Origin of the sequence: Sphingopyxis sp. 2PD, assembly GCF_005503695.1 — a bacterium.
Taxonomy (GTDB): Bacteria; Pseudomonadota; Alphaproteobacteria; order Sphingomonadales; family Sphingomonadaceae; genus Sphingopyxis.
In genome coordinates this window covers 1-25,619 of sequence record NZ_SCMU01000006.1, presented here as the reverse complement: position 1 = coordinate 25,619, position 25,619 = coordinate 1, and the positions used below count along the sequence as shown (strand labels likewise).

Sequence of the window (25,619 nt, the reverse complement as noted above, 5' to 3'; positions counted from 1 at the left end):
GCCGCCTTTGGCATCGCCCTGCTTTTCGTCGCGGCCGGCATGGCGGTTCGCCTCCTATTCGCGGCCGAGCTTGGTCAGCGCGCGACCTTCATCTTTTTCGTGCCGGGGGTCGTGGTCGCGGGCGCGCTTTCCGGGCTGCGCGCGGGCACGCTCGCCGCGCTTGCTGGGGCGGCCGCCGGCCTATGGTGCGACAGCCGCATCGGACCCGTCGAGGGCGGCAGCCTGATCGCCGCCGGATCCTTCTTTGTGATCTCGCTCGCGATCTCGCTGGGCGGCGAGTGGTTCCAACACGCCCGCGTCGAAACCGAGGAGGGAGCCGCGGCGCTGGCGGGACGCGAGGCTCATTTGCGTTCGATCCTCGAAACCGTCCCCGACGCCATGGTTGTGATCGACGAGGCGGGAGCGATCCGCGATTTCAGTCCGGCGGCGACACGCATGTTCGGCTGGCGGGCAGAAGAGGCGGTGGGCAAGAATGTCCGGATGCTGATGCCCGAGCCCTATCGCGCCGCGCATGACGATTATCTCGATCGTTATTACCGGACCGGCGAGAAGCGGATCATCGGAACCGGTCGGGTGGTCGTCGGCGAACGGCGCGACGGATCGACCTTCCCGATCGAATTATCGGTCGGGGAGATGCGAGCCGGCGGCGAGCGCTTCTTCACCGGTTTCATTCGCGACCTCACCGAACGTCAGGAGGCCGAGGTGCGATTGCAGGAACTGCAGAACGAACTGGTCCACGTCTCCCGCCTTACCAGTCTGGGCGAGATGGCATCGGCGCTGGCGCACGAGATCAACCAGCCGCTGTCGGCGGTCGCCAACTATCTCAGGGGCAGCAGGATGCTGCTTGCGCGCGACGATGTCCCGCACGATCGCTTGGCCGACGCCGTCGAAAAAGCGGCCGCGGAAGCGCTACGCGCGGGCGACATCATCCGGCGGCTGCGCGATTTCGTCGCGCGCGGCGAAACCGAGCGCGCCGTCGAAAGCCTGCCCAAGCTGGTCGAAGAAGCGAGCGCGCTTGCGCTGGTCGGCGCGCGCGAACATGATATTCGCATTCGCTTCGCCTTCGATACCGCCGTCGATCTGGTGCTCGTGGACAAGGTACAGATACAGCAGGTGGTGCTGAACCTCGTCCGCAACGCGGTCGACGCCTTTGCCGAAACGGCTGCCGGGGACCGCAAGCTGACGATAGCGATCGAGGCCGATGGTGACATGGCCCGGGTCACCGTGACCGACAATGGCCCCGGCATTGCCCCGGCCGTCGCGGCGCAATTGTTTCAGCCCTTCATAACCACGAAGCGGACCGGTATGGGCGTGGGCTTGTCGATCTCGCGCACGATCATCGAAGCGCATGGCGGAAAGATTTGGGTCGATCCGGCACCTGGCGGCGGGGCACAGTTCAGCTTCACCTTGCCGAGGATGGGTCAAGAGGAGTTATATGATGGCGAGTGATCCGATCGTCTATGTGATCGACGATGACGACGGCGCTCGAGGCTCGCTCGAGTTTCTTCTCGATTGTGCCGAAATTCGCGTCCGGGGTTTCGCGTCCGCCGATGCGTTCCTGAAAGCCTCGCCGCCGCTCGAAGGCGCGTGCGTGGTGACCGATGTGCGGATGCCGGGCACGAGCGGTATCGAGCTGGTCGAGGCGCTGAAGGCGCGAGGCGCGGCAGTCCCGGTCATCATGATCACCGGCCATGCCGATGTTCCGCTCGCCATTCAGGCCATGAAGGCGGGTGTCGCCGATTTCATCGAGAAGCCGTTCGATGACGAGGTCATGCTCGGCGCCATCCGGCGCGCGCTGACGGTGCAGGCCGGGAGCGAAAGTGCGCGGGCCGAACGGCAGGCAATCCTCGAACGGATGGCCGCGCTTTCGGCGCGTGAGCGGGAAGTCGTCGACGGTCTTGTTGCCGGCAAGGCGAACAAGGCCATCGCTTTCGATCTTTCAATTAGCGCGCGGACGGTCGAGGTCTACCGCGCGAATGCGATGATGAAGATGCAGGCGAAGACATTGTCCGATCTGGTGCGGATGGCGACGATCATCCAGCTCGACGCGCCGCGATAGCGAGCGCTTATGGGCCGCTTTTGCCGTCGCCTCATCGCTTAGCGGAAAGTCTGGTTTCGGCCATCTGTGTTTTCAGCCGGGAGCGGATTCCCGGAGGATGAGGCTCACCGGCAGCGTCGACGAATAGGTGCCTTCCCCTTCCAGCCGTCGAAACAGATGATCGACGATCGTCGCCGCGATACCGGGGACATCTTGCCGAATGGTGGTTAGCGCCGGATGGGATTGCGAGGCGAGATCGCTGTCGTCGAAACCCACGACGGAGATGTCGTCAGGGCAGCGCATGCCTGCACTCTCAAGCGCGCGGATCGCGGACAGCGCGATGCCGTCAGAGGCCGCAAAGATGCCGTCGAATTCCACCCCCCGCGCGAGAAGATCGCGCACCGCGTCATGGGCCGAGGGTCCCGTAAAATGCGCGGGCAGGACGAAGCTCTCGTCGACCGACAGGCCATGATCGCCGATCGCCTGCCGGTAACCGTCCAGCCGGAGGTCGATCTGCGGCAGTTCGGCGGGACCGAGGAACAGGATGCGCCTGCGGCCGGATCGGAGCAAATGGTCCGTGGCAAGCCGGCCGCCCTCGAAATTGTCGGAGCCGACGGAGCAATAGATTTGATCTGGCAGTTCTGAACCGAAGACGACCAGCGGGCGGTAGTCGCGGGCCGCAAGGTTAAGGGCCTGATGCTGGTCGCTCTGCCCGACGATGATGAAGCCGTCGGCGCGCTGCGACTGAACGAGGCGCCCTAGCCAATGCGCGTCGGGCGAGGGCTCGCGCACGAGCAGGATGTCGTAGCGCCGCTGCGAAATCTCGTCGGCGAGATGTCCGAACAGGCGCAGGAAGAAGGGGTCTGAAATCAGCTGCTCGCGCTCGTGGCCAAGCGGGACCGCGACGGCGATCGTCTGCGTCTGGCTCTGGCGCAGGTTCCGCGCGGCGCGGTTCACGACATAGCCATGCTCTCTCGCCAGCGCCTGGATCGTATTTCGCGTCGCCTCGGGAATGGTGGGATGATCGGCAAGCGCCCGCGACACGGTCGACGAGGATACCCCCGCGATCCGCGCAATGTCCGTCATCTTGACTGCCCGGCCCGACTTTGGGCGCACCTTTTCCAGTTCCATTCCACTCGCCCGTCTGCGTTACGCCATCGATTGCACCGCCGATCAGGCCTGCGCAAGGTCCGGCGTCAAATTCGGTGCCGTGTTGTGATCGGCGTTGCGCGCCGCAAGGCTTTCGAGGACCGCCGCATGATGCGACCGATCGATCCTGTATCGCCGAAGAAAGGGGATGGCCGCGAGCACGACCAGCGCGCCGCCGAGGCCCCATAGGAGACCCACCGACGTGGCGATATCCGGCGGGACGATCCCGCTCGCTTTCGCCGGCGCCACGAACCCGATGAGTTGGAGACCGAGTCCGGAAAGGAAGGCACCGAGACCGGTGGCAGCCTTGGCTCCGACCATCAGCGCCGCGGCATAGAGGGCCTCGCGGCGCACGCCGAAGAGGTGATCATGCTCATCGACCGCGTCGGCGATCATCGAGTAGAAGCAGACGAAGCAGAGCGCGCCGCAGCCGCCGAAGAGCAAGCCGCTGATCGCGACGAGAACGACCGCGATCATCGACCCCGCGGGAATGACGCCGGTGACGGCGAGCAGGGTGATGACGATCTGGTAGACGCCGAGCAGCGTGATCGCGCCGACGACGCCGTCGCGCTTTTCGATGCGCCGCAGCAAGAGGCCTGCGGCGAGGGTTCCGAGCAGCATGCCGAGCGGCAGAACGAGCAGCGGCAGCTGCATATAGGCGGTCGGCAGCTCCCAGAAATAGCGGTACGCGTGAAGGTTGAGCGCCGTCGTCGCGCCCTGGCCGACCAGCACCAGCACCGCGCCGCCGAACATCGGCACGAAGGACGGATTGCGAAACAGCTGTGCCATGTCCGACAGGAAGCCGGTGCCCGTCGCCTCGCCGGGCGGCATCGGCAGCCTGCGCACGGTCTTGAAGATCCCCCCCACGCAGACCGACCCGAACCCGCCGATCAGGCAGGCGGTCATGAGCCCGAGCCACTGGTAGGGCGGCCGGGTCTGGAGCGCGCCGTCTTCGGCGAACAGGAAGCCGAAGGCGGGGAGAAGCGCGGCCGCGGTGCCCAGCACGATGAACAGGGCCCGGTAGGTGCTGATAATCGAGCGCTCGCCATAATCGTCGCTGAGTTCGGCGGTCAGCGCCGAATGAGGGAGCGCGAAAACCGACAGGCCGACACGCAGGACGATGTTGAGCGCCAGCACATAAGCGAAGAGGGCGCCGCCGGCGAGATTGGCGGGGAGCGTGAACAGCAGCGCCGAGGCGATCATCATGGGCGGAAGCGCGATCGTCATGAAGGGGAGGCGGCGGCCCCAGCGCGACCGCCAATTGTCCGAGAGCCGCCCGATGAACGGATCGAGCAACCCGTCGACGCCAAGCGAGATCAGGAAAATGCTGCCGGCGGCAGCCCCCGACATCCCGCATACGGCGGTGAGATAGAAGAGGAGGAAGGTGTTGACGATCGCCTGGACGATGGCGTCGACGGCTTGACCGCTCCCGTAATAAAGCTTCGTCGAAGTGCCGACTTTGGCGCCTTTCGGAAGGTCGGTCGGTCCTGTCATGCGTGCTCTCCACCTACATTCGTTGCCGCCGGGTAACAGAGAGTTGACAACTGCGCAATCGATTGCGTAAACCGCACGCAATCGATTGCGTATTCCATCGCGGATTCGCAGCTTATGGGGAGAGGACCTATGACACGCCGCCTGACCGCCGCCGCCTTTACCGGCATTGCACATATCGCATTGATCACTCCGGTGATGGCGCAAGATGCAGCTTCCACGACGGAAAGCAGTGACAGCGACATCGTCGTGACGGCGTCGCGCCAGGGCTCGCAGTCGCTGATCGACACGCCGCTCGCGATCCAGGCCTTCAGCGGCGAGCAGCTCGAAGAGCGCGGAATCCGCGAGACGACCGATCTTGTGAACTCGATCCCGGGTGCTTCGCCGGGCGAACAGGTCGGCTCGGTGATCAAGACCTTCTCGCTGCGCGGCGTGGGAGCCGCGGGCGGCATCGGCGACTCGCCGATCGGCTACTATATCGACGACGTTCCCTTCGCGATTCCCAATTCGCCGATCGCGCCGCCGCTCCGCTTCATCGATATCGACCGCATCGAGGTCCTGCGCGGGCCGCAGGGTACACTCTATGGGCAGGGTTCGGCAGGGGGCACGATCATCTACCATACGCGCGAGCCCGATCTCGACAATTTCGAGATGCGCGGCGAGGCGACGATCGCGAAGATGGATGATGCGAGCGCGCTGAACTACGGGGTGTCGGCAGCGATCTCGGTGCCGCTGATCAAGGATCGGCTCGCGATCCGCATCAGCGGCGGCTATGACAAGCGTGCCGGCTATGTCGATATCTTCAGCGAGACGCCGGCGACCGGTGGGCCGTCGTTCAAGAATGCCAACGACGTCACCAACCGCGACGTGCGGGCGGTCCTGCTCTGGCAGCCGACCGACGCGCTGCGCATCCGGGCGCAGGCCGCGCACTGGGAACCGCGCCAGAATTATACGCAGAGCATCAACCAGCTTGAGCCTGCCCAGCAGTGGTTCAGCGGAACCACGCGCGGATATGAGAACGGGAATTTCGATCTCTACAGCGTGTCGGTCGAATATGACGCCGGCGCCGCGATCCTCAGCAGTTCGACCAGCTATCTCGATGCCGAATATGGCTATCTGACCGGACAGACCTTCGGACCGCTCGGCACCGGCGCGCTCTTCAACGGTTATGATGCGCGCAGCTTCGCGCAGGAAATCCAGCTTCGCTCGAACGGCGATGGTCCGTTCCACTGGCTGGTCGGCGGTTTCTACCAGAATGCTAAGGCGCTCTTCAGCTTCGATGCCAACTTGACCGCGCTCACCATCAGTGGGTTCAACGATACGCGGACCCGCAACTATTCCGCTTTCGGCGAAATCAGCTACGATCTGTTCGGCGGCAAGCTCGTGCCGCTGGTCGGCATCCGCTATTACAAGGACAATCGACGCTTCGATGCGGACTCGATCCTGACCGGAACGGGCTCGGGGCAAACCAAACCCGACAAGGTGACGTGGCGCGCGAACCTTTCCTGGTTCCCGACCGACGATCTGACCGCCTTCGTGACGGTCAGCACGGGATTCCGGAGCGGCATTACCCAGACGCCGTTCCAGGCCTCGCTGGTCGAGGCCTCGGGAATTCCGTCCTCGATCGCGCTCGCTCCCGATACGCTCACCAACTATGAGGCGGGCATCAAGGCGAAGCTCGCCGACGGCCGCGTCCAGCTCGGGCTCAACGTCTACCGCATCGACTTCAAGGATCTGCAATTCGGTCTCACGCCGTTCGGCGTTTCCGCGTTCGCGAACGTCGGCAAAGCCCGCACGACGGGGGTCGATCTCGAAGCGCGGTGGCGCACCCCGATCGATGGCCTCAATCTCGGCGCGGTCGCCAACTGGAACGACAGCGAATTCCGCGACATCTATCCCGCCGTCACCGCCTCGCTTCCCAACGTCGCCAATGGCGAGCGCCTCTCGAGCACAGCGAAGTATAATTATCGTCTCGATGCCGATTTCGAGCGGCCGCTCGGCAGCGGCGACCTGCGCTTCTTCCTCAACGGTGCGGCCAGCCGCACCAGCAGCCGGGTCATGTACGACGGCTATGTCGTCCGGCCCTACTCGCTCTACAATGCCAGTGCGGGAATCCGCACGGACCGCTGGGAACTTTCGATCTTCGGCGAGAATCTCGCCGACGAACGCGGTCCGTCTTTCGTTCGCAACAGTCTGCTGCTCGCCGGACCTTATCCGCGCACCATCGGCCTGCGCTTGCGCACCACCATCGATTGATCAGGAGGGGCGAGCGCAGCGGCGCTCGCCCCCTCATTTGATTCCGATGTTCGACGGCGCGTCCGTCCGGTTTTCGAATATTTGAGAGTGAAATTATCATGATGGTTCCGGCTCGCTGGACGGGTGATCATATCGAGGCGATCGACGCAGCGCCCGTTCTGCGGGCGCCGCTGCTCAGCGAGGAAGATTTCGCACCGATCGCTCCCGATCTCGGCGTCTGGGACGCCTGGCCTGTGCAGGACGAGGCCGGAAAGCCGATCATCCTGGCCGGTGGCAGGCAGCTGTGGATGGCACTCGGCGCGCCGCGCTTCGCCGACCCGGACGAGCGCCACGGGCATGCACGCATCCACCTGCTGCTGCACAGCGCGGAAGGATGGCGGCACCTCGGGCCGGCCATGCCAGACGGCTTTTCACCCGGTAGCCGCGAATGGTCGGGGTCGGCCGTCGCTTCCGCGGACCTTGCGACCGTCGCCCTATATTTTACCGCTACCGGGCGTCGCGGCGAGCAGATTTTGACCTTCGAGCAGCGTTTATTTTCAGCGTTGGCGACGCTCGACCTGTCGGGCGAGGCACCCAGGCTTGGCGATTGGCGCGAGCTGGAAGAAATCGTCCCGATCGACCTCGAGCATTATATGTCCACCTGCGGCGGCCCGAGCGAGGTTGGGAAGATCAAGGCGTTCCGCGATCCGGCCTTCTTCCGTGATCCGGCGGGAGGCGATGATTATCTGCTGTTCGCGGGATCGCAGGCGCGCTCGCGGTCCGAATATAACGGCGTCATCGGAATTGTTCGCCGACAATGCGGCGAGCAGGGCTGGACCCTCCTTCCGCCGATCGTCAGCGCAGACACGCTCAACAACGAACTCGAGCGACCGCACATCATTTTCCACGCCGGCCTTTATTATCTCTTCTGGTCGACGCAGCGTCATGTTTTTGCGCCGTCGGGGCCTGCCGGCCCGACCGGGCTCTACGCAATGGTATCCCCCGCGCTCTTCGAGGGCTGGCGCCCGGTCAATGGTAGCGGGCTGGTGTTCGCCAATCCCGAAGCCGCGCCGGCGCAGGCCTATAGCTGGTTCGTACTGCCCGACTTGTCCGTCACGAGCTTTGTCGATGACTGGAGCGGCGGCGATGACCGGAACTTCGGCGGCGCGTTTGCGCCGTTCGTTCATCTGTGGCTGGCAGGCGACAAGGCAGGGATCGCGCGATAGCTATGGTCCCTATGAAGACAATCGCCGGCATCGAACTGGGGGGGACGAAAGCGCTGGCTGTCCTTGCCCGCGGGAGCGAAATTCTGGCGAGCGCGCGATTTGCGACGACGACGCCAAATGAAACGCTCGGCGCCCTCGTCGACACGCTCGAAGGGTGGAAGCGGCGCGAAGGATTTGCCGCGCTCGGAATAGCTTCTTTCGGTCCGCTGCGGCTTGATCCGGGTGCAACGGATTTTGGCACAATGCTCGCCACGCCCAAGGCAGGCTGGAGCGGAGCCGATATCGCGGGTGCGCTGGGCGCGGTCGCGGATTGCCCGTGGCGTATCGATACCGACGTCAATGCCGCGGCCCTTGCCGAATGGCGCTGGGGCGCTGGACAGGGCCTCGACAGCCTCTGCTATCTGACGCTCGGCACCGGCGTCGGCGGGGGCTTGCTGCTCGGAGGGCGCCCCGTGCACGGGGCGCTCCATCCCGAGATCGGGCATCTCCGATTGCGGCGCGCAAACGGCGACGAGTTTTCGGGTAGCTGCCCGTTTCATGGCGACTGCATCGAGGGCCTGTTGTCGGGTCCTGCGCTGCAGGCGCGGTTCGGCAGGGCGGGCGAGGAAATACGGGCAGATGATCCGCGCTGGTCGTTTGTCGCGCACGACCTGGCCCAGCTGATCGGTGCTCTTCTGCTGGTAACGAGCCCGCAGAAAATCCTGATAGGCGGCGGGATCGGCATGGGCCGCTCCTTTCTGCTCGAACGCGCCTGGCAGCATGTCGTCGCGGACCTGGCTGGCTATCTTCCCTTCGTCCCGGGCGACGCGGCCGAAGATCTGGTCACGCTTCCGGCGCTCGGAGACCGGGCCGGGCCGCTTGGCGCCGTCGCGCTCGGCGAAGCCGTGTTGATCGATGCCCGAACCAAGGAGGGAAAATTTTGACCAACCGTTCCCAAATTCAGGGCACCGTCGATCCGCAATTCGCGGCGTGCCGCGACGCATTCGAAGCGAACTTCCAGGAGGGCGGCGAACGCGGGGCCGCCTGCGCCATCTATCGTGACGGCCAGCCGGTGCTCGATCTCTGGGGCGGCTCGGCAGATGCCAGCGATCAAACCCCCTGGTATCGCAATACCGCCGTCCCCGTTTTCTCGGTCACCAAGGGAATATCGGCACTGTGCGTCCTGTCGCAGGTCTCGAACGGCAGGATCGATCTCGATCTGCCGCTCGCGCACTACTGGCCCGAGTTCGCGGCGCACGGCAAGGGCGATATCAGTGTCCGCAAGGCGCTCGCACATCAGGCTGGCGTTCCCCTGATAAGCGGACCGATCACGATCGCAGGCCTGGCCGATATAGCCGCGATGGCAGCAAGGCTTGCGGCGGAAGCTCCGCTGTTCGAACCGGGCACGGCACACGCCTATCATGCGATCACCGTGGGCTGGATCACGTCGGAACTGATGCGGCGGGTGACCGGCCAGACCATCGGAGAATGGTTCCGCGCCAATCTTGCTGGGCCGTTGGAACTCAACATACAGATTGGCCGCAGCGGCGACGCGCAGTCGCCCATTGCCGCCGTCGAGGTTCCGGCCGAATATGACACGCCCGAACTTGACCCGTCATCGATCGCAGCGCGCGCGATATCGCTGAATGGCCTTTTCCCCGCGCGGATGAGCGGTCTCGCCGACGCCATGAACGATCCCGCCGTGCAGCGCGTCGAACTGGCGGGCGCAAATGGTGTCGCCGACGCGCGCTCGCTCGCGCGGCTCTATTCGAAGGCGATCGGTAGCGTCGGCCAGGCTCCGCTTGTTTCGGAGGATTGCCTTCGCGACGCCTGTCGTACCGTGTCTTCGGGAACGCCTTTCGGTCAGGACTTCGCCGGTCCGACCTGGGGCGCGGGCCTCATGCTGCCATGGGCGATCCAGCCGATGCTCGGCGAGGGATCGTTCGGCCATGACGGGGCGGGGGGCTCGCTCGCCTTTGCCCACCCATCCTCGGGTGTCAGCTTTGCCTATGTCCGCAACCGCACCGGCCAACCCGGCGTCAGGGACCCACAAGTGTACCGCGTCGTCGATGCGCTGGCGCGCATCCTCGGCCTTTCCATTCCAACTTATTGACGGAGTTTATCGTGGCGCTCGACCCAGTATTGCAGCAACTTGTCGACCAACTGCCTTCCGTGCCGCCGGGGCCCGTCGACTATCCGACGCTTCGGGCGCAGGCTGCCGCGATGATCCCGATGATCGTTGGGCCGGGCGGCCGCATAGACGTTGCTTCGATCGAAGACCGGCAGATCGAAACGCGCGACGCCAAGGTCCCACTCCGGATTTACCGTCCATCGACCGAGCCGACGGGGACGCTGCACTATATTCACGGCGGCGGCTGGGCCATCGGCGACCTCGACACCGTCGATCATACCATCCGCCGGCTATGCCGGGATCTCTCGATGGTGGTGGTGGCCAGCAGCTATCGTCTCGCCCCCGAGCATCCCTTCCCGGCGGGATTTGACGACAGCCTCGCGGCCGCGCGCTGGATTGCCGCCAATCGGTCGTCCCTCGGCGGTGATAGTTTGCCAGCGATCATCGGCGGCGATAGCGCCGGCGGCAATCTAGCGGCCGCAATCTGCATCGCTATGCGCGACGAGCCCCAAGAGGGACGGCCCTTTGATGCACAGCTCCTGCTCTACCCGGCCGTCGACCTCGACGCCGGCGAGAATGACTATCCGTCCCGCGTTCGCGACGCTGATCCGACGCTCCGCCGCGCGAGTCTGACGGTGTGTGTCGCCGATTATGCGCAGGGCGCCGACACCGCCGATCCGCGCCTTTCGCCTCTCAAGGCAGACGATCTCTCGCGCTTGCCGCGTGCGTTGACGGTCGTCCTATCGGTCGATCCGCTGCGCGACGAGGCCGTTGCCTACGCCGGACGCCTGCGAGATGCGGGGGTTCGCTCCGAACTCCTGGAGTTCGATCATCTGACGCATGGTTTCGTGCATTTTGCCGGGATCATACCGGCTGCCGCCGAGGCGACCGATGAGGTCGTCGCGCGGCTGCAAGCTTTGCTGGCGAATGGGTAGACTGCGGCTGGCCGCGATCAGGTTGAGGACATGCTAGATGACAATCCCGGGTTTGATGCAGAACCTGCCGCTCAACATTTCGCAGATATTGCGCTTTGCAGCGACAGCGCACGGCGATCGCGAGATCGTATCGAAGGACTGCGACGGCAAGCTCTTTCGTTACGATTATGCGGGTGCGCTCTCGCGAGCGGCGGCGGGGGCCGAGTGGCTCATGAGCCTCGGGCTCGAACCGGGGGACCGGATCAGCTCGCTCGCTTGGAATACGCACCGGCATTTCGAACTGTTTTTTGCTGCGCCCGGGAAGGGGCTTGTTCTCCACACCGCCAATCCGAGGCTCCCGGACGAACATATCGCATTTACGATCAACCATGCCGAAAGCCGGGTGCTTCTCTATGACGCCAATCTGCACGAGATCGTCGAGCGGCTGAAACCCGCGCTCCATACGATCGAGCATTTCGTGATGCTGACCGGGGATGACTATGATCGGCGCATCGCTGAATTTTCCGGGACAACCCTTTGGCCCGACCTCGAGGAGAACAGCGGGGCCTTTCTCTGCTACACATCGGGCACCACCGGCGATCCGAAGGGCGTGCTCTACTCGCACCGCTCGGTGGTGCTGCACGCGCTTGTCGCCGGTCTGTCGGGCGCGCTCGGTTTCTCTGCCTTCGACGTGATCTTGCCGTGCCAGTCGCTCTATCACGCGACGGCCTGGGGCCTCCCATTCGCGGGAGCGATTAACGGAGCGAAGTTCGTATTTCCGTGCGACAAATTCGACGGAGCGAGCCTGCAAGAGCTGATCAAGTCCGAGGGCGTCACCTTCTCGGGCGGCGTGCCGACAATCTGGACCATGTATCTCGATCACCTCGCCCGCACGGGCGAGGACACGGGGACGCTCGAGCGTGTCGTGATTGGCGGGTCGGCCGTGCCGCGCGCGATGGCGGAGACGTTCGAGACCCAATATGGCGTCAAGGTTCGCCAGATCTGGGGCATGACCGAGATGTCGCCGCTCGGCGTGCTCGCAACGCCGACGCCCAAGGTTGCAGCGCTAGGCCATGATGAAATGAACGACATCATCTGGACGCGGCAAGGCCGGCTCCAGTTCGGCGTCGAGCTCAAGATTGTCGACGATGATGGTCAGGACTTGCCGCACGACGGTGTCGCGGCAGGCAACGTGCTCGTCCGTGGGCCTTGGGTTCTGGAACGGTATTACCGGCAGTCGGTCAGTGCGCTCGACGCCGACGGATGGTTCGATACCGGCGACATCGCCACTGTAGATGCGAATGGCTTTATGCGCATCACCGACCGGAAGAAGGACGTCATCAAATCGGGCGGCGAATGGATCAGTTCGATTGACATCGAAAATGTCGCCGTCGCTTGCCCCGGCGTCAAAATCGCGGCCGTTGTCGGCGTGTTTCATCCCAAGTGGGAGGAACGGCCGCTCCTCGTCATCGAGCGCATGCCCGAATCCGTCTTGGATGAGGAGGCTGTTCGGGCCTGGCTCGAGCCCAGGCTTGTGCGCTGGTGGCTGCCCGACCGGGTCATTTTCGACTACATTCCGCTCACCGCTACGGGCAAAATCGACAAGAAGGCTTTGCGCGGACGTTACGCGGATTGTCTTTCGGTCGCTCCGCTATCAGCAGCCTAGGCGCGTCCGAGGTCGCCGTCGCACGTGTCGCGCCGCCCTATGACGAACGAACATCCGGTATTGGCGAAAGAACCGAGCATGCCCCGCGGTCTGAAACGATCGATTGTTGGAGCGGCGTTGTTACTCGCGCTGGGCGCGACGGCGGTCCTTGGGATCATGATGTATCAAGGCCATCGCAAGCCGGTCGGAAACCCTGAATATGTCGCCTTGGGAAGTTCGTTCGCCGCGGAACTCGGTCTGGGCGAGTTGGCGCCGGGCGCTCCGTTAGCATGCCAGCGGAGTGTCAACGGCTAAATATCTGCGCCGACTGCTGGTCATAGGCGCGACCTCATTGGTCCGCCGCGCGAAATACAAGCCTGACACGGCAGACCCGCGCCTTGTCGCCCTGCTGGCCCGCAAGCCGGTGAGGGTCGCCACGGTCGCCATGGCGAACAAGATGGCCCGGATCGCTTGGGCGCTCATGACGCGCGGGCAAGTTTATCAGCGCCATCATGCCCCGATGCTGGCAGGATAATAGAAGGAGCTTGGCTGAGGAGATCAGCCTTACGATGTTGTAAGCGCGATGCGATGTGATGGCGATACCGGTCAGACCGGGAGCCGGGACAACCCATGGACAGTCAAAGGCGCTATAGCCTGATAAGCCGATCGGGACCCGGTTCGCGGACTCCATCAGGGCCAGCAGTCCCTACCGACTGCATCAACAGGCCGGACAGACGACTGCAACCGACCAGAACGCCGAACGTCAATTTATGCTTGCAACGCGGGAGCCATCCACAGAAGACCGTCTCCTTCCGGCCACTAGCAGTCGCACGCTCGTGGCTTTCGCGAATCCCGATACATCTCTACGGCACACGCATGGCTACAAGATCAACAACGGCAGAACGTGTCGAGGCGCTGGTCCGGCGCATGGACGGAACGCCACTCTGCGACGAATGCATCGCGGATCGGCTCGATCTCTCGTCCGTTGCGCAGGCCGGCACCGCAACGCAGGCTGCCGGCGGTGCTCGCGGCTTCGAATTGTTGAAAGCCCCATGCGGCCTGTGCGGCGAACCGCGACACGTCATTCGCTCCAAGAGTTGAACGCCGGGCAGTTGCCGCTGCCGGATCGAGCGCGGCTCGATTGGGCGTGCTCTGGCGCCGGCACGCGGCGCCAGGGGCCGCGCGATGTTCTGGCCGCGCAGCGCACTTGGCTCGCCATCCTTGCCGGGCGGCGGCTGGCCCCCAAGCCCGCGCGCACGCCGCCCGGCGGCGGGCTCGCCAAGAGCGCGTTTCTTGTGGGCGCTTCGCGCCATCCTTTGGCGCTTGGGTCGGTTTGGGCGTTTGAATCGGTCGATCCTCAGCGTTAGGGCGGGTTGATGTTCGCTCTGTTCCTGCTCGCCTCGGTCGTTCCGTCCGGCCAGTCCTTCACATGTACTCCGCTCGCAGTGTGGGACGGCGACGGGCCGATCTGGTGCGCCGAAGGGCCGCATGTCCGTCTCTCGGGCGTCGCGGCGCGCGAGATGGATGGCAGCTGCAGCGCAGGCCATCCCTGTCCCGATGCCGACCCCATAGCGGCGCGCGATCATCTCGCCCGTCTGCTGGGGGAGCCGCAGGGGCGGAACCGGACGGGCCATATTCTTGTTCGCGGGCCGGCCATGCGCTGTGTGTCGCGCGGCGGGGCCGGCGGCACCCGTACCGCCGCCTTCTGCACGTCGCCCCGCTCGGGCGATGTCTCCTGCGCGATGGTCCGCAGCGGTCTCACGGCGCAGTGGGCCAAATATTGGGGCTCGCATCGCTGCGACTGATCGAACGGAATCGGGAGCGGTAGTTGGGAGTGGCCCGCCAATTCTGTCGGTGCCCGTCCCTCGATGGCCGTGAGGGCATTTGTCTCCGTCGCTCGAGGCCTGTCCCTTCCTGTCGCCCTTCTGCGGGCCCGGCTCGCCTCTGGCCGTCAACCCCATGCGGGGTTCGCCCTCGCGTGCCGCTCGGTGACGGCAGCTCGCGGTCCCTTCTTCCGGCGCCATCGGGAAAGTCCCCGAGCAACCGAAGGAGAAAGTTCATGCCCACCATCGCCAATCTCCACGTCAAGGCCGACGGCAGCTTCGAAGGTACGCTGGCCACCCTCAACGTCACCGCGCCGATCGCGATCGTGCCGAATGGCCGCAAGATCAAGGAAAACGAGCCTGATTATCGCATCCTCAGCCGCAAGAACGGATTCGAACTGGGCGCCGGTTGGAAGCGCTTCTCGCAGAGCAACGGCGCCGAATATGTGTCGGTGACGATGTCGGCCCCCGAATTCGGGACCATCTACGGCAATGTCGCCAACGCCCCTGGCGACGACCCGATGAAAAAGGTCATCATCTGGAACCCGCCGGCCTGACGGGATCCCCGGCTCCGCCTTCGGGCGGAGCCGATCGCTGCAAGACATCGAAGGGCGGTCCGACGGGCCGTCCTTTTTGTGCTGCCATATGGGCGCGGCCCGCCAGTCGATCTCGACGCTGGTCACCGCCAGCCAGTCGGCGACCGGCGCGCTGCAGGCGGCGCAGGCGGGCAACCAACTGCTCGCGCTCCAGTCGCAGCAACTCGGCGACCTCGCCGCCGCGATCGCGGCGCAGGGCCGCGCCGAAATGCTGGATGCCGCGCGCGCGGCGGCGGCCGAGGCCGAAGGGCGTGAGCGCTTCCGTCGCTTCCGCAAGGGCAATTGAGATGGGCCGGGCGGGGAAGCTCGTCGCCGGAGCGATCGTGGGCGGCATGGCGCTGACGCTTGCGCTTCTGGCGGCGGTCGACCCGCCCGCGCCGCGTGCGTCCGTTTCTGGTCACATTTCCAGAGCGGATGCAGGGCCCGAGCTTGGCGAGACGCTCCGCCGCTGCCGAACCGTCACGGTCGCGGACCCCGAATGCGAGGCGGCTTGGGAAACGAAGCGCCGCCACTTCTTTGGTCAAGAGAAGGACGAAAAATGAACGACACCGGGGTAATCGATCAATTCCTGTCGGTCTTCTCGACCTATATCGACAGCGGCTTCGGGCTGCTCGGAGGTGAAGTCGGCTTCTTGTCCTCGACGCTGATCGTCATCGACGTAACGATCGCGGCGCTCTTCTGGGCGTGGGGCGCCGACGAGGATGTCCTCCAGCGTCTCGTCAAGAAGACGCTCTATATCGGCGTCTTTGCCTTCATCATCGGCAATTTCCAGAGCCTGGCGACGATCATGCTCGAAAGTTTCGCTGGGCTGGGCCTGAAAGCGAGCGGCGGCGCCATGGCGATCGGCGACTTCATGCGTCCGGGGTTCGTCGCGGCGACCGGGCTCGAAGCCGCCGAGCCGCTGCTCGATGCATCGGCCGATTTGTTGGGGCCGATCGGCCTGTTCGTCAATTTTATGCAGATACTGATCTTGCTTGTCGCCTGGATCATCGTCGTGCTCGCCTTCTTCATCCTCGCGGTGCAGGTGTTCGTGACGATCCTCGAGTTCAAGCTCGTGACGCTCGCGGGCTTCGTCCTCATCCCCTTCGCCTTCTTCGGGCGGACGGCCTTCATGGCCGAGCGCGTGCTCGGTCATATCATTTCCTCGGGCATCAAGCTGCTCGTGCTCGCGGTCATCACCGGCATCGGAACGACCTTGTTCGACCGCTTCCTCGACGCCAGCGTCGGCCCTGAACCCGATATCGAACAGGCAATGGCGATCGCGCTCGGCGCGCTGACGCTTCTCGGCCTTGGTATCTTCGGCCCCAGCGTCGCCAACGGCATCGTCGCGGGCGGGCCGCAGCTCGGCGCCGGTGCGGCTGCAGGGACCGCCGTCGCGGCGGGCGCCACGCTCGCCGCCGGTGCGGCCGGCGCGACGCTCGCCGGCGGCGCGGTGGCCACCGCGGCACGCGGCGCCGCTTCAGCCAGCGCGCGCGGGGCCGGCAGCGCCTCGGCGGCCTATTCCGCGGGAGAGGCCGGGAAGAGCGGGGCAGGGGCGGTCGGTTCCGGCTTGGCCAATGTCGCGCGCAGTGCCGCCAGCGGCGCCGCATCGCCGCTCCGCCGCGCCGCAGAGAAGCTGCGGGCCGACTTCGAGGCCGGGCGCAGCGGGTCCGCCGAGAGCGCTGCGCCTTCCCGGCCTGCCGACGGCCCTCCCGCATGGGCGGCCACAATGCGCCGCCGCCAGGTGATGACGCAGGGTGCGACCATCGGTGCCCATACTCTCAAGGGCGGCGACAGCCACGGCGGCGCCTCGGCTCCCGACATCAGCGAAAAGGACTGATCGAACATGTTCAGAAGACCCAGCAATCATTATGGCCGCACGCCGGAGCCCGTCACGCCCTATCAGCGCGCCGCGCAGGTCTGGGACGATCGCATCGGTTCGGCGCGGGTGCAGGCGAAGAACTGGCGCCTCGCCTTTTTCGGTTCGCTCCTCCTCTCGGGCGGTCTCGCCTGCGGCCTCGTCTGGCATTCGGCGCGCGGTACGATCACGCCCTGGGTGGTCGAAGTCGACAAACTCGGCGAGGCTCGCGCGGTCGCCCCGGCGGACGGGGATTATAAGCCGACTGACCCGCAGACCGCCTTTCACCTCGCGCGTTTCATCGAGCATGTCCGCTCGATCCCCGCCGATCCGGTCGTGCTGCGCAAGGACTGGCTTTCGGCCTATGATTTCACCACGGCGACGGGCGCCCAGGCGCTCAACGACCATGCGCGCAATAACGACCCCTTCGCCGAGGTCGGCAAGGTCCAGGTCGCGGTCGATGTGTCGAGCGTGATCCGCGCCTCGAAGAACAGCTTTCGGATCGCTTGGACCGAGCGCCGCTATCAGGACGGCAGCCTGATCGAGACATCGCGCTGGTCCGCCATCCTCACCGTCACCCATGTACCGCCGCGCACCCCGGACGCGCTGCGCCGCAATCCGCTTGGCGTTTTTGTGTCCGCTATTTCATGGTCCAAGGAGCTCAATCAATGAAGCCAGTTTCCTCCGAATTTCTTCTCGCCGGCGCCGCCTTGCTTGGTCTCGCGTCGCCTTCGCTTGCCGCTGAAAGCCGCGATCCGCGCCAGAATGTCGGGCGCGCGAATGATGCCGCCCGTGTCCAGCCCGAGCGGGCCACCTTCCTCAATGCTATCCAGAAATATGCCTGGGCCGAAGGGGCACTCTACCAGGTTTACGCATCGCCGGGGCAGGTCACCGATATCGTGCTGCAGGAGGGTGAGGAGCTCGTCGGGCCGGGGCCCGTTGCCGCCGGCGATACGGTGCGCTGGATCATCGGCGACACGGTGAGCGGCAGCGGCTCCGCGCGCCGCGTGCATATCCTCGTGAAACCAACGCGGCCCGACATCGTGACGAATATCGTCATCAACACGAGCAGGCGGACCTATCATATCGAGCTGCGCGCAACGCCCGCAACTTATATGGCATCGGTGTCCTGGTCCTATCCGGAAGCCGAGCTCATCGCGCTGCGCATGGCCGAAGCAGAGCGCGAGCGGACCGCCCCGGTCGCGGCGGGGCTCGACCTCGGCGCCCTCAACTTTCGCTATCGGCTCTCTGGCGACAAGCCCGGGTGGCGCCCGGTAAGGGTCTTCGACGACGGACGGCAGACCTTCGTGGAATTCGGCGACGATATCGCGACAGGTGAGATGCCGCCGCTGTTCGCCACCGGTGCGAAAGGAGAGGCGGAGCTTCTCAACTACCGTGTCCAGGGACGCTACATGATCGTCGACCGGCTGTTCGAGCGCGGCGAACTGCGGATGGGTGCCGGCCGCGCGGCGCGCAAGGTGATCATCGAACGCGCCTCGCGCGGCGGGGGCCGCTCATGAGCGCGCCGGAACGAGACGATGCGATTGTGACGGGGCCCGCAGCAGCCCCCCCCTCCGGTGCCGAACCTTTCCGGCTCGGCGCTGAACCTCCGAAGGTCGTGCGTCTTTCTCGCAAGGCGCTTGCCATCATGGGCGGTACCGCGGGCATCGCGATTGGCGGCGCGCTGCTCTACGCGCTGCAGTCGACGGAACCGAAGGTAGCAGAAAACCTCCATAACAGCGATCGCGCAAACCGGTCCGAACTCGTGACCGGTGCGCCGGGTGCTTATGACAAGATTCCAAAGCTCGGCGACCCGCTCCCCGGCGACCTCGGGAGACCGATTCTCTCGGCGCGCGAGAAAGGCGAGGCGGTACCCATGCCCCCGATAGGCGCGCCGCATACTGACTCCCGGACAGCTGCCGCCGAACAGGCACGCGCGAGGGTAGCACAGGAGCGCGACAGTGCTCGGGCCAGCCAGATATTTCTTGGTGGCGGGGCATCTCTTCCATCGCCTGTGCCGGTCTTGGGCGATACGGCACTGCCACCTGCGCCCGGCAATCCCCAAGCCGTTCAAACGTTGGCCGGAAAGCGGAGGGATTTCCTCGGTGGCGACAGTGCGCGGCCGACGGAAAGCGCGGCGCGGATCGTCGCGCCCTCGTCGCCCAATGTGGTTCAGGCGGGCAGTGTGATTCCGGCCGCGCTCATCACCGGCATCCGCTCCGACCTCCCGGGGCAGGTCACGGCGCAGGTGACGCAGAATGTCTATGACAGCCCCACCGGGCGCATCCTGCTGATCCCGCAGGGTGCTCGGCTGATCGGCGAATATGACAGCGAGATCGCTGACGGGCAGAACCGGGTGCTGCTCGTCTGGGAGAGGCTCATCCTTCCGGGCGGCCGTTCGCTCGCGCTCGATCGCCAGCCAGGGGCCGACGCGTCGGGCCGGGCAGGCCTCGCCGATCGCACCGACCATCATTGGGGTCGGGTCTTGCGCGCCGCGCTGATATCGACCTTGCTCGGCATCGGTGTCGAAACGGGATCGGGCGGCGATGACGCCCTCCTTCGGGCGCTCCGGGACGGGGCGCAGGACAGCGTGAACCAGGCGGGTCAGCGGATCGTGGAGCGCGAGATGAAGGTGCCGCCTACGCTCACGATCCGCCCCGGCCACACGCTGCGCGTCATCGTGACGCGCGACCTCGTCTTCGAGAACAAGGGCAGCGAAGGATGAGCGCGCTTCGCCTTGGACCGATCGCCGATGACAAGCCGGTCAAATTGACGATCGAGGTTCCGGGACGGCTGCACCGCGATCTGCTTGTCTATGCCGAGATCCACGCGAAGGCCACGGGCCTCGCCGAGCCGCTGGCGCCCGAGAAGATTGCGGTCCCAATGATCGAGCGCTTCATTTCCGCTGACCGCGGGTTCGCGAGTGCGCGGCGGCAGCGCTGAGGGCTGCATTCCGCATCATGCGCGTCGCTTTTGGCGTTTTCATACAATCGGCAGGCAAGGGCGGCGCCTAAGGGCGCTGGGCGACCCAGAAGAGCTCGCCTTTCTTGCAAGGGCTAGACCTTCATTCCTGCCCGCCCGCGTCCTCGTCGGGCGGGCACTTTTTCAACCTTCCTGGTGTTAGAGACCATTCGGCGTTGTATTTCGCCATTGCGCGATGCGTCGTTGGCGCGAGCATCTTGACGGTCCGTCGGGTCCGAAGCTGGAGCAGGCTGCGGAAAAGCTCGCAAGGCATTCGTTGCTGCCTGGATGGCCGAGGAAACATGATCATTCCAAAGTTTTAGCGCTTCCTGCTTTTCTTCCTTCCAATCATGGCGCTGATATATTCCGGCTACACCCGCACGCGAACCTCCCACATGGTTCAGCACAGCCTCGGTAACCTCGAAGCGAATCCCGAGCCTCTGAAACCCTGTTGCGAGCGTGCGCCTCAGGTCATGCAGACGCCAGTCGGGCACAGGCTCGCCGCCGTCCTGCGATAAGAGCAAAACCAGCTTGTCTTTGCCCTTGCTGTAGCCCGTGAAAGCGCCTCCGCGCGCCGTCGCGAACAGCTTCCCGGCACGCGGCCATTTTGCTGCGCCAGCCACCTGATCCAGAACGGCTACGGCCAGATCGTTCAGTGGTATCTGGTTCGACTTGCCATTCTTTGCCCGTTCCTTTGGCAAGGTCCACATACGTTCGACTTGGTCGACTTCCTCCCAGCGGAGCGACGAAACTTCCTCTCGTCGCTGTCCAGTGACGATCAGCAGCCGAATGATTGGGCCGAAGCAATGGTGCGTGTGCGGCGCCGCGAGCCAAACGCGGGCGAGCTCTTGGTCCGACAGCCAGCGGTCGCGCGGGGTAACGGCAGGCGGAGTCTCCATCCCTTCCATCGGGCTGCGGTCGATGTCCCCACGGCCCACCGCCCAGCGAAAGAGCCGGCGCATCACTGCAAAGACGTTTCGGATATTGCCGATCTGCTCCCTCGGCATTCGGTCCATCACCGCAATAATATCGGACCGAACAAGCCGCGGCAGGGGCTTTGAGCCCAACACCGGCTTCACATGGAGTCTCAGGCCTTGCTCCGCGAGCCGCTTCCAACCTTTGCCAACGCAAGAGTCGACAAATCGATCGGCATAATTGTCGAATGCCAGATCGACCGCCTCACGCCGGCGCTGCCGCTCCGCCTCTCCTGGATCCGTGCCTTGGGCGACTAGAATGAACAGCCGTTCCGCTTCGGCTCTCGCCGTGCTTGGGCTCCAAGGCGAGCCGTGACTGCCGATCGTATATCGGCGGGTCTTTGATTCTCGTCCGCCCATTCGAAATTGCAGGACGTATGAAACGGCCCCCGATTTTGTTCGCTTGGCGCCGAAGCCTCTTATGCTATCATCCCAGAGGATGTCATTTTCGCTACTTGCGATGAGAACATCGATAGAGCGTTTTGTGATCTTTCCGCGTGCCATAAATGGGTCTCCCAATACGGCGTTTCCAGCAATCACCGGGCAATCACCGTGACGGAAATTGCCGCGTAATTGGAGAAAAGATAGCATAGGGAAGGCCTAGAAAAAACTAGCCTTTTCAACTCTATAGCACTCTTATCTACGCCTCCAGCGCATATACCAGACTTCGTGCCCCAGCCGCCGCGCCTTGGCTTCGTAGCGCGTCTCGGGCCAGCCGCCGGGGCGGTTCTGGAAATCCGATGCGTCCTTCGCCAGCCATTCGAACTGGTGGCGGTGGCGGCGCATGACCATCAGCGCATGTTGCAGATAGATCGGATGATCGGTGCCGAAGCGGAACTCGCCGCCCGGCTTCAGCTTGGCTGCGATCAGGTCGAGCGGGCCGTCGTTCATCATTCGCCGCTTGGCATGGCGCGCCTTGGGCCAGGGATCGGGGTGGAGCAGATAGGCAAAGCTCAGCGCGCCGTCGGGGATTCGCTGCAGCACCTCCAGCGCGTCGCCATGGTGGATGCGGACATTGCCCAGCGGCAGTTTCGCGCCATGATCGCCGGCAACATGGACCAGCGCCTGCGCAACCCCATTGATGAACGGCTCGGCACCGATAAAACCATGATCGGGCAGCATGTCGGCGCGCGCCGCCATATGCTCGCCGCCGCCGAAACCGATCTCGAAATGCAGCGGACATGGCTGTCCGAACAGACGCTGCGCGGAAACTTCGCCAGCATCCGGCACCGCGATCTGCGGCAACAAAGTATCGACCAGTTCCTGCTGCCCGGCGCGCAGTGGCTTGCCCTTCGACCGGCCATAAAGGCGGTTGATCGTCGTCGGATCGCCAGATTTATAAGCAGTCATGCGGCGCCCCTAGCCGCGCAACACGGGGGCGGCAAGCGCCCCCGATCGCGGTCAGGCGGCCAGCGCGGCCTTCAGCTTGTCGGTGAGGTCGGTGCGCTCCCACGGGAAGGCGTCACCGTCGGCGGTGCGGCCGAAATGGCCATAGGCGGCGGTCTGCTTATAGATCGGTTTGTTGAGGCCGAGGTGCGTGCGGATACCCTTCGGGGTCAGGCGCACCAGCTGCGGGATCGCGGCTTCGATGCGGCCTTCTTCGACGGTGCCGGTGCCGTGCAGGTCGACATAGATCGACAGCGGCTCGGCGACGCCGATCGCATAGCTGAGCTGGATCGTGCAGCGGCGCGCGAGCCCGGCTGCGACAATATTCTTGGCGAGATAGCGGGTGATATACGCCGCCGAGCGATCGACCTTGGTCGGGTCCTTACCGCTGAACGCGCCGCCGCCGTGCGGGGATGCGCCGCCATAGGTGTCGACGATGATCTTGCGGCCGGTCAGCCCGGCGTCACCGTCGGGGCCGCCAATCTCGAAACAGCCGGTCGGGTTAATGTGATAGACGGTGTTCGCGGTCAGCAACTCGGCGGGCAGCACATCGGCGATCACGCCGAGCACATATTTGCGCAGCTCGCTATATTTCGCTTCGTCGCCGTCCCCGTTGTGGAAGAAATAGCCGGGCGCGTGCTGGGTCGACACGACGATCGCGGTCGCTTCGACCGGGCGTTCATTGGCGTAACGCAGCGTCACCTGGCTCTTGGCATCGGGCTCGAGGAACGGTGCAATCCCCGCCTTGCGGTCAGCAGCCATGCGCTCGAGGATCTTGTGGCTGTAATCGAGCGTCGCGGGCATCAGGTCGGGGGTTTCGTCCGACGCGTAACCGAACATGATGCCCTGGTCGCCGGCGCCTTCATCCTTGTTCTCACCGGCATCGACGCCCTGCGCGATATGCGCCGACTGCGGGTGCAGGTTGTTTTCGAAACGGAAGGTCTGCCAGTGGAAGCCCGACTGTTCATAACCGATTTCGCGGACGGTGGCGCGCACCGTCGCTTCGACTTCCTCGGGAACGCCGGGCGCCCAGTTTCCGTCCTCATCCATGATCCCCTTGCCGCGGATTTCACCCGCCAGCACCACCAACTGCGTCGTGGTCAGCGTTTCGCAGGCGACGCGCGCTTCGGGATCCTTCGACAGGAACAGGTCGACGATCGAATCGCTGATCTGGTCGGCAACCTTGTCGGGATGCCCTTCGGACACGCTTTCGGAGGTGAAAAGGAAGCTGTTGCGCATGGGAAACCTTCTGTGAATCGGATATAAAGGAAGCTTTATGTGAGGGCGCTGTTAGCGTCCGCGGCGGCGAAAGGCAATGGCTGCGGCAAGCAATAGCAGCGCAAATCCGACCGGCAGAATATTACCATAACGTGCGAACAGCGTCGGGGCGTGGGCGGGCGGGATCGTCGTGTCGATCCGTCCCGCGGCGTGCATCGGCAGCGATTCGCGGATGCGGCCATCGGCGTCGATCACCGCGCTGATCCCGGTCGGGGTGGCGCGGATGACGGGGAGACCCTCCTCGATCGCGCGCAGCCGCGCCTGCGCCAGATGCTGCGGTGGACCCCAGCTGCCGAACCAGGCGTCGTTCGACGGATTGAAGATGAAATCAGGCCGGTGGTCGCGATCGGCAACCTGCCCCGAAAAGATGATCTCGTAACAGATTTGCAGCCCCGCGCGGCCGAAGGCGCCGAGGTCGAGGGTGCGCGGCCCGGGGCCGGGCCAGAAATCGATATCGCCAGGGGCAAGGCGCGACAGACCGATCGCCGACAGGATCGGGCGCATCGGCAGATATTCGCCATAAGGCACCAGATGCGCTTTGTCGTAACGCGCGCCGAGGGTGCCGTTGGCATGGACAGTCATCACCGCATTGCGCGCCCCGACGACGTCGCCCTGTTTGTCGAGTTCGAGCTTGAGCGCGCCGAGCAGCATCAGGTCGCCGGGGTTCATCAGCGCGGTCAGCCGCGCCCGCGCCGCGGCGGGCGAGCGGTCATAATAGACCGCGGGATAGCCCCATTCGAGATAGTCGGGCACCGCCGCCTCGGGCCACAGGATCAGGCGCGGGGTGTCGTCCTTCGGCGCAGTCAACCCCGCGAGTTTGGCAAAATTGGCGTCGGCCTTGGCACCGACCCATTTGTCGGCCTGCCCGACATTGGGCTGGACGACGGTGATGGGGACGGCCTTGGGTTGCGGTGTGGCCGTAGCGTTGACGGCGGTATCGACGAAATTTCCCACGGCGCTCGCTTGGGCAAAAACCAGAGTGATCACTGCCGCTGCGACCAATATGCCGCCGAGTATGATGGTCGGAAATGTGCCATCCCTCAGTGACGGGCCGAGCGCTCGCCGCCATGCTGGAAGCCATCGCATCGCTTGGACAAGAATGAACCCGGCGGCTAGCATGACGATCGCCGACATTCCGTAGGTGCCGACCAGCCGTGTCGGTGAGAGCATCGGCGTCATCGGTGCAAGGATCGCGCTCAGCGGATTCCAAGCAAAGCCGGTGAAGACCCAGCTGCGTAGCCATTCGGTGAGCGTCCAAAGCGCGGCGAAGGCGAGGAAGAAGGACAGCGTCGCCCCCGCGAATGCGGGGGCCGTTGTCAGTGTTGGGCCTTGGCTGCTGTGTAAACTGCGAGCGGCCGTGTCGGGAGTCACGTGCCTCCCGACACCCTTCGCGGGGGCGACGAATTTGGTCATCGCCCAAGCACCCCACGCGGCCAGCGCCGGATACACCGCCAGATACAGCGCCAGCAGCACGACCGCGATCCACCCCAGCCACGCGGGCATCGCCGCCTGATAGGTGAACGCCGTCGCGATCCAGTTCAGTCCGACGACAAAATGCCCGACTCCGAACGCCCAGCCGACGCCGAACGTCCGCCAGCCTCTCGGGCTGCGCGCCACGAGCGCCATCCAGCCCGCGAACGCGAGCAGGGTCAGCGGCCAGAGGTTGAGCGGCGCAAAACCCGTTGCCGAAACGGCGCCGAGCGCAAGGGCGACAAGCTTGGGCCAGCGGTCGGCGAAAGCGGCGATGCGGGGGAGGAGCGCGGTCACATGCGTTCCCATAGCGATGCGGCGAGGCCGCGACAATCGGGCGTGCATCGGTGGGCTTGCGCGAGGTGGGGGGGGGACGATGAAAAACGCTTTGTCCAGTTTCGACCGATTGCGGACGTGTCTTCTCCCCTCCCTTTTAGGGAGGGGCTGGGGGTGGGTAGCAGCCGAAGGCGACATTCTGCCTCTGCT

Annotated in this window: 23 protein-coding genes and 3 pseudogenes; 18 read left to right on the top strand and 8 right to left on the bottom strand. The window is 64.8% G+C overall.

Annotated elements, in window-relative coordinates; all coding sequences use genetic code 11:
* The first annotated feature begins 39 nt into the window (after nucleotides 1-39).
* Entirely contained in the window at nucleotides 40-1,449 is a 1,410-nt protein-coding gene (locus FFS18_RS07130; protein ID WP_234715713.1) for a sensor histidine kinase, read from the top strand.
* Nucleotides 1,439-2,059 (top strand): response regulator FixJ, encoded by a 621-nt coding sequence (gene fixJ, locus FFS18_RS07125; protein WP_054586755.1) that lies wholly within the window; start codon nucleotides 1,439-1,441, stop codon nucleotides 2,057-2,059. The genes FFS18_RS07130 and fixJ overlap by 11 nt, the downstream gene beginning before the upstream one ends.
* A gap of 72 nt (nucleotides 2,060-2,131) precedes the next feature.
* On the opposite strand, the gene FFS18_RS07120 is transcribed toward fixJ, so the two are convergent.
* The 3 genes and pseudogenes from FFS18_RS07120 to FFS18_RS07115 all read right to left on the bottom strand — a co-directional run bounded on the left by FFS18_RS07120 (nucleotide 2,132) and on the right by FFS18_RS07115 (nucleotide 4,885).
* A complete protein-coding gene (locus FFS18_RS07120; protein WP_411342304.1) occupies nucleotides 2,132-2,995 on the bottom strand; it encodes a substrate-binding domain-containing protein in 864 nt (287 codons plus the stop codon).
* Between the two features lie 6 nt (nucleotides 2,996-3,001).
* A pseudogene (locus FFS18_RS17890) lies at nucleotides 3,002-3,124 on the bottom strand (helix-turn-helix domain-containing protein); the annotation flags it as partial.
* An 87-nt stretch (nucleotides 3,125-3,211) separates the two neighbouring features.
* A complete protein-coding gene (locus FFS18_RS07115) occupies nucleotides 3,212-4,885 on the bottom strand; it encodes an MFS transporter (RefSeq protein WP_137870335.1) in 1,674 nt (557 codons plus the stop codon).
* Between FFS18_RS07115 and FFS18_RS07110 the strand changes: the two genes are divergently transcribed.
* The 7 genes and pseudogenes from FFS18_RS07110 to FFS18_RS07080 form a co-directional block, all read left to right on the top strand.
* A complete protein-coding gene (locus tag FFS18_RS07110) occupies nucleotides 4,811-6,934 on the top strand; it encodes a TonB-dependent receptor (protein WP_054586758.1) in 2,124 nt (707 codons plus the stop codon). The genes FFS18_RS07115 and FFS18_RS07110 overlap by 75 nt on opposite strands.
* Nucleotides 6,935-7,032: 98 nt before the next feature.
* Nucleotides 7,033-8,139, top strand: coding sequence for a glycoside hydrolase family 68 protein (locus tag FFS18_RS07105; RefSeq protein ID WP_234715714.1), 1,107 nt, complete (start codon nucleotides 7,033-7,035; stop codon nucleotides 8,137-8,139).
* 2 nt (nucleotides 8,140-8,141) lie between these two features.
* Nucleotides 8,142-9,062 carry an ROK family protein gene (locus tag FFS18_RS07100; RefSeq protein ID WP_054586759.1) on the top strand — a complete coding sequence of 307 codons (921 nt, stop codon included), beginning with the start codon at nucleotides 8,142-8,144 and terminating at the stop codon, nucleotides 9,060-9,062.
* The gene (locus FFS18_RS07095; protein WP_054586760.1) at nucleotides 9,059-10,231 is read left to right on the top strand and encodes a serine hydrolase domain-containing protein; all 1,173 of its coding nucleotides are present in this window, start codon (nucleotides 9,059-9,061) and stop codon (nucleotides 10,229-10,231) included. The genes FFS18_RS07100 and FFS18_RS07095 overlap by 4 nt, the downstream gene beginning before the upstream one ends.
* Nucleotides 10,228-11,184, top strand: coding sequence for an alpha/beta hydrolase (locus FFS18_RS07090; protein WP_058814572.1), 957 nt, complete (start codon nucleotides 10,228-10,230; stop codon nucleotides 11,182-11,184). The genes FFS18_RS07095 and FFS18_RS07090 overlap by 4 nt, the downstream gene beginning before the upstream one ends.
* 55 nt (nucleotides 11,185-11,239) lie before the next feature.
* Entirely contained in the window at nucleotides 11,240-12,829 is a 1,590-nt protein-coding gene (locus FFS18_RS07085) for a long-chain fatty acid--CoA ligase (protein ID WP_054586762.1), read from the top strand.
* 292 nt (nucleotides 12,830-13,121) lie between these two features.
* Nucleotides 13,122-13,343, top strand: a pseudogene (locus FFS18_RS07080) (IS110 family transposase); the annotation flags it as partial.
* A gap of 353 nt (nucleotides 13,344-13,696) precedes the next feature.
* Here the strand turns inward: FFS18_RS07080 and FFS18_RS07075 are convergent.
* Nucleotides 13,697-13,888 carry a hypothetical protein gene (locus FFS18_RS07075; RefSeq protein ID WP_054586765.1) on the bottom strand — a complete coding sequence of 64 codons (192 nt, stop codon included), beginning with the start codon at nucleotides 13,886-13,888 and terminating at the stop codon, nucleotides 13,697-13,699.
* A gap of 293 nt (nucleotides 13,889-14,181) precedes the next feature.
* Between FFS18_RS07075 and FFS18_RS07070 the strand changes: the two genes are divergently transcribed.
* The 9 genes and pseudogenes from FFS18_RS07070 (at nucleotide 14,182) to FFS18_RS07030 (ending at nucleotide 20,007) form a co-directional block, all read left to right on the top strand.
* Entirely contained in the window at nucleotides 14,182-14,613 is a 432-nt protein-coding gene (locus FFS18_RS07070; RefSeq protein WP_054586767.1) for a hypothetical protein, read from the top strand.
* A 254-nt stretch (nucleotides 14,614-14,867) separates the two neighbouring features.
* Nucleotides 14,868-15,188 (top strand): DUF736 domain-containing protein, encoded by a 321-nt coding sequence (locus tag FFS18_RS07065; protein WP_054586768.1) that lies wholly within the window; start codon nucleotides 14,868-14,870, stop codon nucleotides 15,186-15,188.
* 115 nt (nucleotides 15,189-15,303) lie between these two features.
* A pseudogene (locus FFS18_RS07060) lies at nucleotides 15,304-15,513 on the top strand (P-type conjugative transfer protein TrbJ); the annotation flags it as partial.
* The gene (trbK-alt, locus tag FFS18_RS07055) at nucleotides 15,479-15,769 is read left to right on the top strand and encodes a putative entry exclusion protein TrbK-alt (RefSeq protein WP_158500036.1); all 291 of its coding nucleotides are present in this window, start codon (nucleotides 15,479-15,481) and stop codon (nucleotides 15,767-15,769) included. The pseudogene FFS18_RS07060 and the gene trbK-alt, both read left to right, overlap by 35 nt.
* Nucleotides 15,766-17,046 (top strand): P-type conjugative transfer protein TrbL, encoded by a 1,281-nt coding sequence (gene trbL, locus FFS18_RS07050; RefSeq protein ID WP_054586776.1) that lies wholly within the window; start codon nucleotides 15,766-15,768, stop codon nucleotides 17,044-17,046. The genes trbK-alt and trbL overlap by 4 nt, the downstream gene beginning before the upstream one ends.
* Nucleotides 17,047-17,052: 6 nt before the next feature.
* A complete protein-coding gene (trbF, locus tag FFS18_RS07045; RefSeq protein ID WP_054586777.1) occupies nucleotides 17,053-17,736 on the top strand; it encodes a conjugal transfer protein TrbF in 684 nt (227 codons plus the stop codon).
* Nucleotides 17,733-18,584 (top strand): P-type conjugative transfer protein TrbG, encoded by an 852-nt coding sequence (trbG, locus tag FFS18_RS07040; RefSeq protein WP_084758132.1) that lies wholly within the window; start codon nucleotides 17,733-17,735, stop codon nucleotides 18,582-18,584. Before trbF ends, trbG begins: the two co-directional genes overlap by 4 nt.
* Nucleotides 18,581-19,789: a TraB/TrbI/VirB10 family type IV secretion system protein gene (locus FFS18_RS07035; RefSeq protein WP_054586778.1), complete on the top strand. Its 1,209-nt coding sequence runs from the start codon at nucleotides 18,581-18,583 to the stop codon at nucleotides 19,787-19,789. Before trbG ends, FFS18_RS07035 begins: the two co-directional genes overlap by 4 nt.
* On the top strand, nucleotides 19,786-20,007 hold the full coding sequence (locus tag FFS18_RS07030; protein ID WP_054586779.1) for a DUF2274 domain-containing protein: 222 nt from the start codon (nucleotides 19,786-19,788) through the stop codon (nucleotides 20,005-20,007). The genes FFS18_RS07035 and FFS18_RS07030 overlap by 4 nt, the downstream gene beginning before the upstream one ends.
* 113 nt (nucleotides 20,008-20,120) lie before the next feature.
* Here the strand turns inward: FFS18_RS07030 and FFS18_RS07025 are convergent, their stop codons facing one another.
* Genes FFS18_RS07025 through lnt form a run of 4 tightly spaced genes read right to left on the bottom strand, consistent with a single transcriptional unit; the run spans nucleotide 20,121 to nucleotide 25,430 of the window.
* The gene (locus FFS18_RS07025) at nucleotides 20,121-21,590 is read right to left on the bottom strand and encodes a tyrosine-type recombinase/integrase (RefSeq protein ID WP_234715715.1); all 1,470 of its coding nucleotides are present in this window, start codon (nucleotides 21,588-21,590) and stop codon (nucleotides 20,121-20,123) included.
* 45 nt (nucleotides 21,591-21,635) lie between these two features.
* On the bottom strand, nucleotides 21,636-22,349 hold the full coding sequence (gene trmB, locus FFS18_RS07020) for a tRNA (guanine(46)-N(7))-methyltransferase TrmB (RefSeq protein WP_137870334.1): 714 nt from the start codon (nucleotides 22,347-22,349) through the stop codon (nucleotides 21,636-21,638).
* A gap of 51 nt (nucleotides 22,350-22,400) precedes the next feature.
* Nucleotides 22,401-23,624, bottom strand: coding sequence for a methionine adenosyltransferase (gene metK, locus FFS18_RS07015; protein WP_120215224.1), 1,224 nt, complete (start codon nucleotides 23,622-23,624; stop codon nucleotides 22,401-22,403).
* A 51-nt stretch (nucleotides 23,625-23,675) separates the two neighbouring features.
* Nucleotides 23,676-25,430, bottom strand: a complete 1,755-nt coding sequence (lnt, locus tag FFS18_RS07010; protein WP_502704169.1) for an apolipoprotein N-acyltransferase — start codon at nucleotides 25,428-25,430, stop codon at nucleotides 23,676-23,678.
* Nucleotides 25,431-25,619 lie beyond the last annotated feature (189 nt).